Below are 16713 nucleotides of genomic sequence, written 5' to 3' on the forward strand. Positions count from 1 at the left end.
TCAGAGCTGACCCAGGACAGGCGTTCCTACGTGTACATCCGCATTCTGGGCACGATGTCGCAGGTAGTGATCCATCAGGACGAGCGCCATCATCGCCTCGGCAATCGGGGTGGCCCGAATACCAACGCAAGGATCGTGGCGGCCCTTGGTTATCACATCAACGGGCTGGCCATTCACATCGATGGAACGGCCAGACGTGGTAATGCTTGAGGTAGGCTTGAGCGCCAGATGCGCTACGATTGGCTGCCCCGAGGAAATGCCTCCCAGTACACCGCCGGCGTTGTTGCTGAGAAAGCCTTCGGGGGTAAGCTCATCGCGGTGCTCGGTGCCCCGCTGCGCTACACTGGCAAATCCGGCACCAATCTCAACGCCTTTCACGGCGTTGACGCTCATGAGTGCATAAGCCAGCTCGGCATCCAGGCGATCGAAAATCGGCTCACCCAGGCCCGGCGGAACGCCATCGGCCACGACCGTGACCCGGGCACCTACCGAATCCTGATCGCGACGCAGCTGATCCATGTACGCTTCCAGCTCCGGCACCTTGGCTGGATCAGGACAGAAGAACGCATTCTCCTCCACACTATCCCAGGTCTTGAACGGAATTTCGATAGGACCGAGCTGGCTCATGTAGCCCCGGACACGGATGCCCTTGGTCGCCAGAAACTTCTTGGCAATGGCGCCAGCCGCAACCCGCATGGATGTTTCACGAGCAGAGCTGCGGCCACCGCCACGGTAGTCACGCAACCCGTATTTATGGTGATAGGTATAGTCCGCGTGAGCTGGGCGGAACAGGTCCTTGATGGCAGAGTAGTCCTTTGACTTCTGGTCGGTGTTGCGAATCAGCAAAGCGATAGGCGTACCCGTGGTGACGCCTTCGAACACGCCAGACAAGATCTCGACCTCATCCGGCTCCTGGCGCTGGGTAGTATGCCGACTGGTGCCCGGCTTGCGACGGTCCAGATCATGTTGAAGGTCAGCCAACGCCAACGGCAGCCCCGGTGGGCATCCGTCTACAATCGCGACCAGCCCGGGCCCATGGCTCTCGCCAGCCGTGGTAACAGTGAACAATGTGCCAAAGGTATTGCCGGACATGTCGCAAAGCTCCGCAGAATCGATGGACCGGAGCCTATCCAGCGCCGGCACAGAAAGCGAACGAGTATACCTTCTGGCTTTCCCGAGTTCATCTTTAGAACCCTAACCGTTACGCTGCGTCCAATTACGGGTTACCGGAACCGTCCGGTGCCCTTTGTTTATGGTCATGAGTGCTGTGATGTCCCGCCTGTTTGTTCTGCTGTGTTGCCTTCTGACGCTACCCGCATTCGCGGCCAGGGGGCCGATCCTGTATCACCCTATCAACCTTGAGACGGCCAACGGAACGCTGTATGGCAGCCTGGTCATGCCGGAAAGTCACAAGCCACAGCCGGTAGCTCTTATCATTGCAGGTTCCGGGCCTACAGACCGTGACGGCAATAACCCCATGGCGCGTAACTTTGCCTTGAAACGCCTGGCCGAGGCCCTGGCTGAGAACGGTATTGCCAGCGTTCGCTATGACAAGCGTGGCGTTGCACAAAGTATGCCTGCTGCGCCACGAGAAGAAGACTTGAGCGTCCCACGCTATGTTGCAGATATCGTCGCGTGGTCGAAAAAGCTCCACTCAGACCCGCGTTTTACAAAATTGATCCTGATCGGCCATAGCGAAGGCGCCCTCATGGCCAGCCTCGCTGCCAACGATGCAGGTGCCGATGCCCTGATTACCTTGTCGGGAAGTGGCCGCCCTATCGACGACGTGTTGCGCGAGCAATTGGCAACCAAGCTGTCCCCTGCGCTGCTGGCCAGCGCACAATGGATCATGGATCAGCTGGATAAAGGCCAGATGCAGCTTCAGGTACCGGAGCCCCTGATGGTGCTGTTTCGCCCTAGCGTTCAGCCTTACCTGATCACCCTCTTCCGGGAGAATCCCGCCCAGGCCTTCGCTCAGGTCAAGGCTCCGGCATTGATCATCCAGGGCAAGCATGACATTCAGGTAGACATCAAGGATGCCGAGGCGCTTAAACGGGCAAGGCCCGAGGCCGAGCTGGCACTGATTCCCGGTATGAATCATATGCTCAGAATCACGTCAGCCAATGTCGAAGCTCAGCTTTCCACCTACAACAACCCGGATCTTCCATTAGCGGGCGAATTGGTGGAGCGAATGACCGCCTTCATTCAGGAAAAAGTCTCTAGTCCACGCTGATTTGGCCGATATAGCGATTTGAATTACCCCATGCGGAGGTAGAAAAGGATCGCGGCCATGACTGAAACCGATATTGAAGAACCCACTACCGCCGAGGAAACCGCCCCTGAGAAGCAGACGCATCCCTGGGCCGAGCTCGGACCGGAACATTTTTATCTGCTGCGTCTGACACCGTTGCCCACGGATCGTATTACCGGGCCTCGCCCGCTGCGCTTTGTGCAGTTTGGCAAGACCGAACGGCATGGAGACGATCTGAGCGTTTTATCGTTGAGCATTCAGCTGCCCGGACAGCGCGTTCACCGTGATCAAAATTTCCTGAATATCTGGGCTGATCACGAGAACAAGGAGATCCGCTTCACCGCCGAACCCGGCGGACTTGAAGGCGGACTGTTGCAAGTCGAGCCATCCAATCGTGGCCTGGGCCGCTTTCTGTTAGCTCAGGGCATTGCATGGGCCAAGACCAAGTGGGGCCACTACAAGGTGGCCAACCTTGATCTGCCAGCCCGTGATGGATTTGTCGAGGAGATGCGCAAGCGCCGCGACCATGCACTGGAAGCTCAGGGTTTTACCCTTACCTATCTTGAGGGGCAAACCCTCAAGGCCATCTGTAGCGCGCCCAAGGCCAGCGAGCTTAAAAGCGAATGGAACATGGATAAGGTGCAGGTGCTTTCCCTGCTGGATGTAGGCAGCATGCTGGAACAGGCGGACAAGAACCTGCATGAGCGTGACCTCAGCGTGTTCAAGCTGCAGGAGCAGATTGCCGCCTACCGTCGTGACGACGCGGGCCTCAAGTTCACCATGGCGTGCCTAACGGCGTTCTGCCTCTTCGAGGCCGGGCTGCTGATTTGGATGGTGTTTCATTGAGCCAAAAGGCTTCAGGCGTTACAGCTACGCCTGAAGCCGATGTTTTTATCGGCACTCTTTCGGTACGTAGTTACCGGGATTGAGAACCGTCCTTCCAGGGCGGTCAGTCCGAGGATAAAAGCTACGCTTTGGTTAAATCTCCGACCGCTTTGCGGGGCACTTTAGCGTCCAAATGTTTTTAAGAACATCAGTGATCACCAACGCTGACCGTTGCGCTGCAACTCCAACCGGCGGATGAACTCCTCCAGGATCAACGCATACAGATCATCCTTCAGGACGGCATCCTCGATCCCTGAGTCGATATTGGGATTGTCGTTGACCTCGATGACCGCCATTCGCTCGCCCGCCTGCTTGAGGTCAACTCCGTACAGGCCGTCGCCGATAAGGTTGGCAGTACGAACCGCCAGCTCGACCACTTCATGAGGTGCCTCCTGAATGGGCACGGTACGAAAGTCACCACTGCTCTCGACCGCACCGGCGCTGTGATCGTAGATCTGCCAATGCCCTTTCGACATGAAGTACTGACAGGCAAAGATCGGCTCCTGGTTGAGCACGCCTATGCGCCAGTCATAGTCGGTATAAAAGAACTCCTGGGCCAGGAGCAGCACGGAGCGCTCGAACAACTCGGCGCTCGCCTTGTTCAACTCCTCCTGATTGGAGACTTTCATAACGCCACGCGAGAACGAGCCATCCGGAATCTTTAGCACCAGCGGAAAGCCCAGCCGCTCCCCTACCGTTGCCAACTGGGCGGCATTGTCCTTGTACAGGATTTCCGTCTTGGGCATGTCCAGCTTGTGTGCTTTGAGCAAATCCGCCAGATAGACTTTATTAGTGCATCGCAGGATCGAGCGGGGATCATCCATTACCACCAACCCCTCGCTTTCCGCTTTTTTGGCGAAACGATACGTGTGGTGATCAATGGCAGTTGTCTCACGGATAAACAGCGCATCGAACTCCGAAAGACGCGAGTAATCCTTTTTCTCGATCAACTCAACATCGATTCCCAGACGTTTGCCAATCCGGACAAAGCTCTTCAGAGCCTTGGCATCAGAAGGCGGGAACGCTTCTTTCGGGTCATGCAGAATGGCCATTTCGAAACGATATTTTTCTCTTACGCGCGGCTTGAGCCAGACCTGCCGACTAAAACCATCCAGGGCATTGGCAAAAAGGTCTTCCTGAGCTTCGTGCAGCTTGTGTATGGCTCCCAGCTTGACGCCCCCAATATGCCAGCCCTCACGATTGCGGCGAAAATCCACGAGCAGCAGTGGACTGGGGAAAGCTTCAAACAGCTGGCGGGCCAGATCCTGCAAGGCTTCGATATCGGTTCGCCCAAAGTACAGGGTCAACGTGAACCCATCAGCACTGGCGTAGGGATGGCCCTTCAAGGCCTTGCTTAGTAACCTGTCGAGATCTTCCAGAGCCAGGTTATAGATGGATTTACGGGAGAGCTCACTGATCGTGCGAACGGAGGGAATTACCTTGTGACCCCGGGCCTCTGCCAGTAATGAGCAGTAATACCCGTGCCCTAGGTACTTCTGGTTACGGCACAGGTTGATGACCTGCACACGCTTGCCGTTATCTTGCTCATTTGACTGCTCAAGGTATTCCTGGGCAGTGATAACGTCTTCGCTCGGATAATAGGATGACCAATCCTCCTTGCGCTCGACGATGATATACAGCTTGCTCACAACACCTCCTCGGTGCAGATAATCGCCTTGGGAGCCTATTACCAACGTTCCTGTCAAACGACTCAGGTTCGGTCTGTACCAATTGATGGACAGACGAAAACTACGTAACACAGCCTCCATTAACCGCGGCTTAACCGCACTGCTGAGGACCGAGCGACTGTCTTTGAGGCGCTTGACCTGGCTAGGGATTCACACAAATGAATTTCACGCTACGCCCTGCTGTTCACGAGGACCTCAACGCACTGGTTGAGCTGGAGAAACGGTGCTTTGAATACGACCGCCTTTCGCGGCGCAATTTCCAATGGATGCTGACTCGAGCCAATGCCTCTCTCACGCTGGTGGAAGAGGCTGGAAATACCCTGGGGTACGCCTTGGTCCTGTTTCACCAAAACACCTCCCTGGCGCGGCTGTATTCCATTGCCATCGACCCGGCAGCTCGAGGGCACAAGCTTGGGCAGCGCCTACTCGAGGCTGCGGAAGCCTGTGCTATTGAGCGGGACTGTGCGTACATGCGTCTGGAGGTGCGCCCGGACAATACTGCAGCCATTGCCCTGTATGAACGCAATGGCTATCTTCCTTTTGCAACCGTCGATGACTATTACGAAGATCACAGTCAGGCGCTGCGCTTCGAGAAACGTATCCGTCAGCCCGGTGAAGGCCGGCTACGCAAGGTACCCTTCTATAGACAGACCACGGATTTCACCTGCGGCCCGGCCTCGCTTCTGATGGCCATGGGCGCGCTGGAGCCTGGACGCCCGCTGGAGCGTTGGGAAGAGTTACGTCTCTGGCGTGAGGCTACCACCATTTACATGACCGCCGGCCACGGGGGCTGTGGGCCACACGGCTTGGCCCTGGCCGCCCGACGCCGCGGTTTTCGTGTGAAGTTACAGGTTAACACCCGCGGCCCTCTTTTCCTGGAAGGCGTACGCAGCGAAGAAAAACGTGACGTGATGCGGCTGGTGCATGAGGACTTCAGCCGGGAACTCAAACAGACTGATATTGAACGCCTGATTCGAACAAAGCTGGATATTCCACAAATCATTGCCGACGGTGGTCTGCCATTGGTGTTGATCAGCAGCTTTCGCCTTATCCAGACCAAAGGCCCTCACTGGATCGCTGTAACCGGTTGCGACGAAGACTTCATTTACTTCCACGACCCAGACGTAGACCATAGCCAACATCGTCGGGAGCTGGACTGCCAACACATTCCGGTCAGTCATGCCGAGTTCGACAAACTCAGCCGCTTCGGCAAGAGCAAGCTGCGGGCTGCGGTGATCCTGTATCCTCCAGCCCCAGTGAAAAAGCCGGCAGCGTAAGGCGGTAGCGTACCGCTTCAGCGCCATAAGCCGGCTTCAATTTTAAGGTAGAAAAAGACGCTTGGTAACAACACTGACGCTGTTTCTAAAACGGAGCTCCTATGAGCACTTGGGTTCTTCTTGTGGTGACCCTTCTGAATACAACCAATCCTCATACCGATAAGGGCAGCTCGCCCATGGTCGCCATGCAGGAGTTCAATTCTCAGAAAACCTGCATGGATGCGCGGACCCAGCTGATAAAAATGAATCCCTCCATCAGTGCGTCCTGCGTTCTCAAGTAACCGGCCCCTCTGACATAGCATGGCAAGCTGCCCAAAAGCGGCTAGGACGCCTGCCAGACGAGTTCTGGCAAATGAGTCAGCACACTCGACACCCTTTTCGGGTGATTTCCACCGTTTTGTATGCTGCTGGCGGTGCGCTGCCGGATACATGCTGCACGAAACGCTCTTCGCCAACTAGTATTACCCAAGTTGCACTGTCAGGGTAAAGCGTCCCGGCCTATCGTATGGTCAGATGCTTGTCATCCAGCGACGTTACCGCGTTGATGGGTCGATCCGACGTCAGAAAGGCACGCATGTCCGCCCCGCTGGGCTGTTGATAGATACGAAGCCCAAACTCCGGCAGGATCGCCAGCAAATGATCGAAAATATCGCTCTGGATATTTTCGTACTGCGCCCAGATCACCGTATTGGTAAAGCAGTACACCTCCAGGGGTAAACCGCTGGAGGTAGGATCGAGCTGGCGAACCAGTAGGGTCATGTCCTGCCGAAGGCCGGGATGGCTACGCAGGTAACGCTCCACATACACCCGAAATGTACCCAGGTTGGTAATGCGACGTGTGTTGACAGGCTCCTGCCCGCGCTCAGCCAGCTTTTCGTTCCATTCATTCAACTCCTTCTGCTTATTATCCAAATAGTCCGCCAGCAAACTGAAACGATGCAGATGCCGATACTCATCACCATCGATGAAATGCACGCTCTGCTGGTCCAAGAACAGGCTGCGCTTGATGCGGCGACCTCCGGATTCCTGCATACCGCGGTAGTTCTTGAACGCATCGGAGATGAAGCGCTTGGTAGGAATCGTGGTAATCGTCTTGTCGAAGTTCTGCACTTTGACCGTGTGCAAAGCGATATCGATGACATCCCCACTGGCGTTGAGCTGGGGCATCTCTATCCAGTCACCGATGCGCACGATGTCCCCGGATGAGATCTGTACGCTGGCCACCAGTGACAAGAGCGTATCCTGGAAGATCAATAGCAGCACAGCAGCCATCGCGCCCAATCCGGACAGAAGAATCAATGGCGAGCGATCAATCAGCGTGGCGATGATCAGAATGGATGCCAGGCAGAATATGCCGATCTTGAGGACCTGGATGTACCCCTTGATCGGCCGGAATCGCGCATCGGGACGGCGCTGGTAAACCGCATTGACAATATCGAGCAGATTACTGATCGCCAACACGATAGTAAGGATAATGAACGCGCTACACACGTTCCCAACTACTGTGACCAATGCCTCCGGCAGGCCGGGCACTGCGAGTATACCCGTCGAAAGGATCAAGGCTGGCACGACATTAGCCAGGCGCGCGATCATCGGGGTATTGGTGACCTCGCTTTTAAGACCCAGCGACGCGCTGCTTAATAGCCGGTAAACACCCTTCACCAGAATACGCTTCACAATCCAGTTACATAACCAGGCAGCCAGCAGCAGCAAGGTCAGGCAAAACAGCGTGTAGAGCTCGGGATAGTTCCTGAGCCAGTTTAACGAGGCATCTAAATAAGTAGTCATAATCTTTGCTTTTTAGAGTCGCACCATCCTGATCCGGACGGCGGGGAGGCGTTACGGTAGCAAAATGCAACCGGCTTCTGTATGACCGGCGACAAACCGGCGTTACCTGACCCGGCATGGCCGTATCGTTGAGCCGCTAAAGACATTTCGGAGGAAGCGGACTATGCTGCGGTGGCCTTTTCCGTATAACCACAACACCACGGACCCGGCCATGACTCGACCTTTGCGCAAACGCGATCCGTCGTATGAACTGATGGACGATCTTAGCGGCCATTCGGTGATCTACCGCGAGCACGGTTTCCCCTGCCCTCTGGTTCGCTGGCATTTTCACAAGGAATACGAGCTGCATCTGATCATAGCCAGCTCGGGCACAGCCTTCATTGGCGACTATATCGGCAGCTTTTATCCTTACAGCCTGTTCTTGACCGGTCCTAACCTGCCCCATAACTGGATCAGCCAAGTAGCGGAAGGTGAGGTCGTCGACAAGCGCGACATGCTGGTTAACTTTACCGATGAGACGCTTGAAAACGCGGCGACAGTCTTTCCTGAACTCAATGCACTGAACCCGCTGCTTGAGCGCGCCCGTTTCGGCATTCAGTTCCACTGTTCGCGCACCATCAATGAATCGGCAGATCTTCTGCAGCGTATTGCCGAGACGCGGGGTGCCAGCCGTCTGGGTCACTTTTTCGTACTGATGGAACTGCTGGCGACCTGTGAGGATTATCACCTGCTGAGCGGCGCGCCGATTCGTTCGGAAGACGACGAACATACGCTGGACCGTACCAATAAGGCGCTTAACTTCATCTTCGAGCGCTATACCAGTGAGCTCACGCTTGAAGAAGCAGCAGAGCACCTGGGCATGACGCCTACCTATTTTTCCCGCTTCTTTCGCAAGGCTACCGGGCGGTGCTTTATTGAATTCGTGAACAGCCTGCGTATCAGCAAATCCTGCGAGCTGTTATCGCAAAGCGAAAAGGCCGTGACAGACGTCTGTTTTGAGTCAGGCTTCAATAATATTTCCAATTTCAATCGCCGCTTCCAACAAATGAAAGGCATGACGCCTACGCATTATCGGCGCCTCACGGTAAAACGCTTGACCGAGCAGAACGTATAAACCGGGTCCGGGCGACTGCTCATTGCCTGCCAATACCTTGCAATTTCTGTCACGCAGGCTCAACGCCAAAAACGCGCCAAGCCCTACTGCAGAGCGTTCTGTTGCCATTTCACACGCAAAGATCACTCGCTAATAAGTGCAAAAAAGTATCAGTCTGAGTGTGTTTTCGCATTTGTCTACCGCTTAAATTAAGGGGTGTAATCAATCGAACACGCTCCTCCTGTTTCGTAGTCTGGGGGTTAAAACAACAATAAGAGCTTCTGTCGCTACGGCGCAGAAGGGAGTGCGACATGAACATGCTATTGAAAGCGCTTTTCGCTACAGCCGGAATTTGTGCCGTCACCTATGCTCAGGCCGCCACGGTCACCATCGCTACCGTTAACAACAGCGATATGATTCGGATGCAACGGCTCTCCAAAACCTTTGAAGAGCAGCATCCGGATATCAAACTCAATTGGGTAGTCCTTGAAGAAAACGTACTTCGCCAACGCCTGACGACTGATATTGCCACGCAGGGTGGTCAATTCGATGTGCTGACCATTGGCATGTACGAAACCGGTCTCTGGGGCGCCAAAGGCTGGCTGGAACCCATGAAAGACCTGCCAGCCGACTATGATGTGAACGATCTGTTTCCTTCGGTACGAGAAGGTTTGTCCGTCAAGGGCACGCTGTATGCCTTGCCGTTCTATGCGGAAAGCTCAATTACCTACTACCGTAAGGACCTCTTCAAGGACGCCGGGCTGACCATGCCCGAGCAGCCAACCTGGGAACAGCTCGGTGAATTTGCCGCCAAACTTCACCATCCTGACAAGGATCAGTATGGCATTTGCCTGCGCGGCAAGGCTGGCTGGGGTGAAAACATGGCGCTGATCGGCACCATGGCCAATGCGTTCGGTGCACGTTGGTTCGATGAAAAGTGGCAGCCAGAATTCATTGGCCCGGAATGGACCAAGGCCGCCAACTTTTATGTCGATACGATGAAGAAGTACGGCCCTCCCGGTGCGTCTAGCAACGGCTTCAACGAAAACCTGGCGCTGTTCAACAGCGGCAAGTGCGCCCTATGGGTGGATGCCAGCGTGGCCGGGTCTTTTACGACCGACAAATCGCAAAGCAAGGTAGCTGACCAGGTGGGCTTTGCCGCCTCCCCAACGCAGGTAACCGATAACGGTTCGTCTTGGCTTTATGCTTGGTCCCTGGCGATCCCTTCCAGCTCCAAAAATAAGGAAGCTGCACAGTCCTTTGTGACATGGGCGACATCCAAGCAATACGCCACCTTGGTAGCTGACAAGGAAGGTATCGCCAACGTCCCGCCAGGTACGCGCAAGTCTACATACAGCGAGGCCTATATGCAGGCCGCACCCTTCGCCAAGGTATCCCTGTCCATGCTGGAAAAGGCCGACCCGGCGCATCCCGCTGCCAAGCCTGTTCCTTATGTGGGTATTCAGTACGTAACCATTCCTGAGTTCCAGGCTATCGGCACCTCGGTGGGCAAGTTGTTCTCGGCGGCACTGACCGGACAGATGCCCGTGCAACAGGCGTTGCAGGCTGCCCAGCAGTCGACCTCTCGCGAAATGAAACGCGCGGGTTATCCCAAATAGCTTAACCGGTTCGGCGTGGCTGTAATGGCTGCGCCGCTTCAGGACAAGCCTGGCCTGACAGCTTTCTGGATGGCCGCCCTGTAGACCTCTCGCTGCAACGGTTCGGAGCGACTGTCATGAGTACAACCACGTTGAAAAGCCCCGTCTCTACCCAGGCACGAGCTCGTGAGCACACCGCCCGCAAGCGCCGGACCAGCCCCGGCTGGTTTCTGGTCAGCCCGTCGGTCCTGCTACTTCTGCTCTGGATGATCGTGCCACTGGGCATGACCATCTACTTTTCGCTAATTCGCTATAACCTGCTCTACCCCGGTGAGAATGACTTTGTCGGTCTGGAGAATTTCGAATACTTCATCACCGACACCGGCTTCATGCCGGGCATGACCAACACCCTGCTACTGGTAGGCAGTGTCTTGTTGATCAGTGTGGTCCTGGGCGTACTGATTTCAGCGCTTCTGGAAGCCACCGAGTTCTGGGGGCGTGGGATTGTACGGGTCTTGCTGATTTCCCCCTTCTTCATCATGCCCACCGTCAGTGCGCTGATCTGGAAGAACCTCATCTTCCATCCGGTTTCAGGCATTCTCGCCGCCGTCTGGAAGTTTTTTGGCGCACAGCCAATCGACTGGCTGGCAAATTACCCATTGCTGTCGATCATCTTGATCGTGTCCTGGCAATGGCTGCCCTTCGCCATTCTGATCCTGATGACCGCCATGCAGTCGCTTGATCAGGAACAGAAGGAGGCAGCGCGTCTAGATGGCGCCGGCCCGCTTGCCATTTTTTGGCACCTTACCCTGCCCCATCTGGCGCGTCCCATTGCCGTCGTGGTGATGATCGAAACGATCTTCCTGCTCTCGGTTTTCGCTGAAATCTTTACCACCACCAGTGGCGGCCCTGGCTTCGCGTCTACCAACCTTGCGTATCTGATCTATAACCAGGCGCTTCTGCAGTTCGATGTAGGCATGGCCTCGGCAGGCGGATTGATCGCTGTCGTGATCGCCAACATTGCCGCCATCATCCTGGTTCGGATGCTTGGCAAGAACCTGACCCAACAGTGAGGATGCGACCATGATGACGCTCAAGCAATCTCGTCGCCTGCACAGTGCCATTCTCGGCACGCTGGCCTGGATCATTGCGCTGGTGCTGTTCTTTCCAATCTTCTGGATGATCCTGACCAGCTTCAAGACTGAAATCGATGCCTTTGCAACCCCTCCGCAGTTCATCTTCATGCCCACGCTGGAGAATTATCTGCACATTCAGGAGCGCAGCGATTACTTTCATTTTGCCTGGAACTCCGTCGCTATCTCCTTTGGTTCTACGGTGCTGGGCTTACTGCTGGCGGTTCCAGCGGCGTACTCCATGGCCTTCCATGAGACGCGCCTGACCAAGCAGACATTGCTCTGGATGCTTTCGACCAAGATGTTACCGGCCGTAGGCGTTCTTATGCCGATCTATCTGATGACCAAGAGCCTGGGCCTGCTCGATACCAAGCTTTCGCTGATCATCATCTATACGCTGATCAACCTGCCCATCATGGTCTGGATGGTCTACACCTACTTTAAGGATATTCCTAAGGACATCCTGGAAGCTGCTCGTCTGGATGGCGCCACCACCTTTCAGGAAATCGTCAGGGTTCTTCTGCCCATCAGCAAAGGGGGCCTGGCGTCAACGGTCCTGCTGTCGCTGATCCTGTGCTGGAACGAAGCGTTCTGGTCACTCAACCTCACCTCGTCCAACGCCGCGCCACTGACTGCCCTGATCGCGTCCTACTCAAGTCCGGAAGGCTTGTTCTGGGCCAAGCTGTCTGCCGTCTCGACACTGGCCTGCGCACCTATCCTGGTTTTCGGCTGGATCAGTCAGAAACAACTCGTACGCGGCCTGTCCTTCGGCGCCGTCAAATAAGAACAAGAGGATTTTCCATGGCTACGTTAAAGATTCGTAACCTGCGTAAAGGCTTTGACTCCATCGAGATCATCAAGGGTGTCGACCTGGATATCAACGACCGTGAATTCGTGGTGTTTGTCGGTCCTTCCGGTTGCGGCAAGTCCACGCTGCTGCGCCTGATTGCCGGCCTTGAAGATGTCACCAGCGGCACCATCGAGCTGGACGGCCGTGACATTACCGAAGTCAGCCCCGCCAAACGGGATCTAGCCATGGTGTTCCAGACCTATGCGCTTTACCCCCATATGACGGTGCGCAAGAACATGTCGTTCGCGCTGGATCTGGCGGGAATTGCCAAAAGCGAAATAGCGAAGAAAGTTGACGAGGCGGCACGTATCCTCGAATTAGGTCATTTGCTTGAACGCAAGCCCCGCCAGCTCTCCGGCGGCCAGCGCCAGCGTGTCGCCATTGGCCGAGCCATCGTACGCAATCCAAAGGTCTTTCTCTTCGACGAGCCCCTGTCCAACCTGGACGCTGCCTTGCGTGTCCAGATGCGCCTGGAACTGGCCAGGCTGCACCAGGAACTCAAGGCGACTATGATCTATGTCACCCACGATCAGGTCGAAGCCATGACACTGGCAACCAAAGTGGTAGTGCTCAACGGCGGCCGTATCGAACAGGTCGGCTCGCCGCTGGACCTCTACCATCACCCTGCCAATCTCTTCGTCGCAGGTTTTCTGGGCACACCCAAGATGGGCTTCCTGAAAGCCAAGGTCATCCATACCAGCGCTCAGGTGACGGAAATCGAGCTAGCCAGCGGACCTCGACTGCGTCTGCCACGTGACGGCAGAGCATTGGCAGTCGGCCACGAAGTCACCCTGGGCATTCGCCCTGAGCATCTCGTCATAGACCCTCAAGGTCAGCTGCCCGTGGTCACGGACGTAACCGAGCGCCTGGGCAGCGATACGTACTGTCACATGACCACGCCGTCTGACGAACCCCTCACCGTACGCGTACCGGGAGACTTTTCGGGTGCCTATGGCGAGCGGCTCAAGCTGGCCGTTGATGTGAGCCACTGTCATCTCTTCGATGAGCATGGGCAGGCCGTAAGCCGTGCCCTGCAACAAGCCGCCTGATCAACTGAATTCGCGTGGCTCAATAGGGCCACACCTGGAGACACCTGCATGAAACTCAATCGCCAGAATCTTGCACAGCTGACAGACCCGATCCGCACGCCAAGCTACGTGCCATGTCAGACCCGGCATGGCATTGCTCACATCGGCGTTGGTGGCTTTCATCGAGCCCATCAGGCCATCTATACCGAAGCCCTTCTCAATCAGGGCGAGGCGCTGGACTGGTCCATTTGTGGGGTGGGATTGCGCAGTGAAGACCGCGCCATGCGCGACACTCTAGCCGAGCAGGACTATCTCTATACGCTTTTCGAGCTGGGCGACACGCCAGATCTTGAAGTCCGTGTTGTGGGGGCAATCAGCGAGATGCTGCTGGCAGAAGACAGTGCCCAGGCACTGATCAATAAACTGGCCCATCACCATATTCGCATCGTTTCGCTGACCATCACCGAGGGCGGCTACTGCATGGACGATAGCACCGGCAAGTTCAACGATGAACTTCCGCTGGTCCAGCATGACATTGCCCACCCGGAGGATCCTAAAACGGTTTTCGGATTTCTGCTGGCGGCCTTGTGCAAACGCCGTTGCGAAGGCATACCCCCTTTCACCATCATGTCCTGCGACAACATTCCTCATAATGGCGACGTCACCCGGCGAATGCTGCTGTCCTTTACCAAACTGGTAGACAAGGAGCTGGCGGACTGGATCGCCAAAAACGTCTCCTTTCCTAACGCGATGGTCGACCGTATCACCCCTATGACCAGTACCGCGCACAAGCAAAAGCTAAAGGACAGCTACGGCATCGAAGATGCCTGGCCGGTTGCGTGTGAGCCCTTCATGCAATGGGTACTGGAAGACAAATTCGTCAATGGCCGACCGGCTTGGGAAAAGGTAGGTGTTCAGTTCACTGACGACGTTACGCCCTATGAGGAGATGAAAATCAAGCTGCTCAATGGCAGCCATCTTGCCCTTACCTACCTGGGTTTCCTCAAGGGATATCGTTTTGTTCACGAGACCATGAATGACCCACTATTCGTTCAGTACATTCGTGATTACATGAACAAGGATGTTACCCCGCAGCTCGCCCCTGTTCCCGGTATTGATCTGGAAGCCTACAAGGACAAGCTGATCGAGCGCTTTTCCAACCAGGCGATTGCCGATCAGTTGGAGCGTGTCTGCTCGGACGGATCGTCCAAGTTTCCCAAGTTCACCGTCCCCACCATTAATCGCCTGATTGCAGACAAGCAGAACCTGGATCGCGCCTCCCTCGTCGTGGCAGCCTGGGCGCTGTATCTAAAAGGCGTAGACGAGCGTGGCGAAACCTACCGTATTCCTGACCCTCGCGCCGAATTCTGCCAGTCCCTGGTCAAAAACGATCAGCGCCTAACCGAGCAGCTGTTGGGTGTTGAGGAAATCTTTGGAACCTCTATCCCAAAATCCGCCGCCCTTATTGCCTCCTTCGAACGTAACCTCGCCAGCCTGAAAACCTTGGGCGTAGAGAAAACTCTGGAAAATCTTCTGAAGTCAGACAGGTGATCCATAGGCTCTAGAAGCAAATGCATCTAGGGCCTTTCACTACGAACAACAGCGAGACTACACATGTTTCTTGGTATTGATTGCGGTACACAAGGCACCAAGGCCGTCATTCTCGACTCAGCTACGGGCCAGATCCTGGGGGAAGGCTCCGCGGCCCACGACATGATCAGCGGGCCCAACGGTCGTCGTGAGCAGTTGCCTGAACAGTGGGTCCAGGCATTTGAAACGGCTACACAGCAAGCACTCGCTCATGCTGGCCTGCCAGGAAACGCTCTCCGGGGTATCGGAATATCAGGTCAACAACATGGGCTGGTATTACTTGACAGTGAAGGCCAAGTGCTCCGCCCTGCCAAGCTGTGGTGCGACACCGAGTCAACACTAGAGAACGAGGAGCTGCTCGATTACCTGGGCGGGCCTGCCGGTTCGCTGGAGCGTCTTGGTATAGCCATTGCGCCGGGCTATACCGTATCCAAGCTTCGATGGACACAAAAACACTTTCCCGACCTTTTCGCCCGCATCGCTCATATTCTGCTTCCCCATGACTACCTGAATTACTGGCTCACCGGCCGTTGCTGTACCGAGTTTGGCGATGCGTCAGGGACAGGCTACTTCAATGTGCGGTCCCGACAGTGGGATAACGACCTGCTTCTGCACCTTGATCCGACTGGACGCTTGATGAAGGCTCTACCTGAACTCATCGAGGCCCATCAGCCTGTCGGCACGTTGCTTCCACCGGTTGCCAAGCGGCTGGGTCTGAATGAGCACGCCATCGTGTCCAGTGGCGGTGGGGATAACATGATGGGAGCAATCGGCACCGGAAACAGTCAGGAAGGCCTTATTACCATGAGCCTGGGCACTTCCGGAACGGTATACGCCTACTCTGCTAGCCCCCGCGTCAGCCCGCATGCATCTGTCGCAACGTTTTGCTCTTCGACTGGCGGCTGGCTGCCGCTGATCTGCACCATGAACCTGACAAACGCAAGCGGCGCGCTACGCGAGCTTTTAGACATCGACCTGCATACCTTCAACCGCCTTGTCGAACAGGCACCCATTGGGGCTGAGGGCATTACGGTTCTACCTTTCCTGAACGGCGAGCGCGTCCCTTCCCTGCCTACTGCTACGGCGAGCCTGCTGGGCCTGACCGCCTCCAACCTTACCCGTGCCAACCTGTGCCGTGCGATGATCGAAGGCGTAACCTTTGGCCTGCGCTATGGGCTGGACTTGCTGCGCGGCACCGGCATGCACAGCCAGACCATTCGCCTGATTGGCGGAGGAGCCAAAAGCCCTGTCTGGCGGCAGCTGGTGGCAGATATCATGGATACGCCAGTCATCAGCACCCTTCACACCGAAGCGGCGGCCCTTGGCGGTGCCATACAGGCAGCATGGTGCTGGTCTTCTCAGCATGACTCGGCAGACACCCTTGAATCGCTGAGCAAACGCTGCGTGCAGCTGGACGACGCGTCGCACGTCTCTCCTGATCCCGACCGCGCGCGTGCCTATGAAACTGTCTACCAGCGTTATCGGCACCAGCTCCATGCCTTGCATGGCGAAGTACTTGGCATCCATTAGTC

Annotated in this window: 14 protein-coding genes; 11 read left to right on the forward strand and 3 right to left on the reverse strand. The window is 55.9% G+C overall.

Annotated elements, in window-relative coordinates:
• Entirely contained in the window at window positions 1–1092 is a 1092-nt protein-coding gene (gene aroC, locus PLU01S_RS13300; protein ID WP_074825351.1) for a chorismate synthase, read from the reverse strand.
• 175 nt (window positions 1093–1267) lie between these two features.
• Here aroC and PLU01S_RS13305 point away from each other — a divergent pair, with 175 nt between their 5' ends.
• Window positions 1268–2233, forward strand: coding sequence for an alpha/beta hydrolase (locus PLU01S_RS13305; RefSeq protein ID WP_173869075.1), 966 nt, complete (start codon window positions 1268–1270; stop codon window positions 2231–2233).
• Window positions 2234–2290: 57 nt separating this feature from the next.
• Complete coding sequence (locus PLU01S_RS13310) at window positions 2291–3097, forward strand: hypothetical protein (protein WP_074825347.1); 807 nt, start codon at window positions 2291–2293, stop codon at window positions 3095–3097.
• A 194-nt stretch (window positions 3098–3291) separates the two neighbouring features.
• On the opposite strand, the gene PLU01S_RS13315 is transcribed toward PLU01S_RS13310, so the two are convergent.
• The gene (locus PLU01S_RS13315) at window positions 3292–4785 is read right to left on the reverse strand and encodes a RimK family alpha-L-glutamate ligase (RefSeq protein WP_019365094.1); all 1494 of its coding nucleotides are present in this window, start codon (window positions 4783–4785) and stop codon (window positions 3292–3294) included.
• A gap of 197 nt (window positions 4786–4982) precedes the next feature.
• Here PLU01S_RS13315 and PLU01S_RS13320 point away from each other — a divergent pair, with 197 nt between their 5' ends.
• Together PLU01S_RS13320 and PLU01S_RS13325 are read left to right on the forward strand one after the other, a co-directional pair.
• Entirely contained in the window at window positions 4983–6101 is a 1119-nt protein-coding gene (locus PLU01S_RS13320; RefSeq protein WP_074825345.1) for a GNAT family N-acetyltransferase/peptidase C39 family protein, read from the forward strand.
• Between the two features lie 101 nt (window positions 6102–6202).
• Window positions 6203–6382, forward strand: coding sequence for a hypothetical protein (locus PLU01S_RS13325; protein WP_010797995.1), 180 nt, complete (start codon window positions 6203–6205; stop codon window positions 6380–6382).
• A 217-nt stretch (window positions 6383–6599) separates the two neighbouring features.
• Here PLU01S_RS13325 and PLU01S_RS13330 read toward each other — a convergent pair whose 3' ends face one another.
• Window positions 6600–7889 (reverse strand): mechanosensitive ion channel family protein, encoded by a 1290-nt coding sequence (locus PLU01S_RS13330; RefSeq protein ID WP_074825343.1) that lies wholly within the window; start codon window positions 7887–7889, stop codon window positions 6600–6602.
• A gap of 211 nt (window positions 7890–8100) precedes the next feature.
• On the opposite strand from PLU01S_RS13330, the gene PLU01S_RS13335 reads away from it, so the two are divergent.
• The 7 genes from PLU01S_RS13335 (at window position 8101) to xylB (ending at window position 16711) form a co-directional block, all read left to right on the forward strand.
• Window positions 8101–9003, forward strand: coding sequence for an AraC family transcriptional regulator (locus PLU01S_RS13335; protein ID WP_037030876.1), 903 nt, complete (start codon window positions 8101–8103; stop codon window positions 9001–9003).
• Between the two features lie 290 nt (window positions 9004–9293).
• Window positions 9294–10601 (forward strand): ABC transporter substrate-binding protein, encoded by a 1308-nt coding sequence (locus PLU01S_RS13340; protein ID WP_074825341.1) that lies wholly within the window; start codon window positions 9294–9296, stop codon window positions 10599–10601.
• 116 nt (window positions 10602–10717) lie between these two features.
• Window positions 10718–11653: a carbohydrate ABC transporter permease gene (locus PLU01S_RS13345; protein ID WP_019365100.1), complete on the forward strand. Its 936-nt coding sequence runs from the start codon at window positions 10718–10720 to the stop codon at window positions 11651–11653.
• A 10-nt stretch (window positions 11654–11663) separates the two neighbouring features.
• Entirely contained in the window at window positions 11664–12497 is an 834-nt protein-coding gene (locus PLU01S_RS13350; RefSeq protein ID WP_074825339.1) for a carbohydrate ABC transporter permease, read from the forward strand.
• A gap of 17 nt (window positions 12498–12514) precedes the next feature.
• Window positions 12515–13612, forward strand: a complete 1098-nt coding sequence (locus tag PLU01S_RS13355; RefSeq protein WP_074825337.1) for an ABC transporter ATP-binding protein — start codon at window positions 12515–12517, stop codon at window positions 13610–13612.
• Window positions 13613–13660: 48 nt separating this feature from the next.
• Window positions 13661–15142: a mannitol dehydrogenase family protein gene (locus PLU01S_RS13360; RefSeq protein ID WP_074825335.1), complete on the forward strand. Its 1482-nt coding sequence runs from the start codon at window positions 13661–13663 to the stop codon at window positions 15140–15142.
• A gap of 63 nt (window positions 15143–15205) precedes the next feature.
• Window positions 15206–16711 carry a xylulokinase gene (gene xylB / locus PLU01S_RS13365; RefSeq protein ID WP_074825333.1) on the forward strand — a complete coding sequence of 502 codons (1506 nt, stop codon included), beginning with the start codon at window positions 15206–15208 and terminating at the stop codon, window positions 16709–16711.
• Window positions 16712–16713 lie beyond the last annotated feature (2 nt).

The sequence above is a fragment of the Pseudomonas luteola NBRC 103146 genome (assembly GCF_002091675.1).
In the GTDB taxonomy this organism is placed as follows: Bacteria; Pseudomonadota; Gammaproteobacteria; order Pseudomonadales; family Pseudomonadaceae; genus Chryseomonas; species Chryseomonas luteola.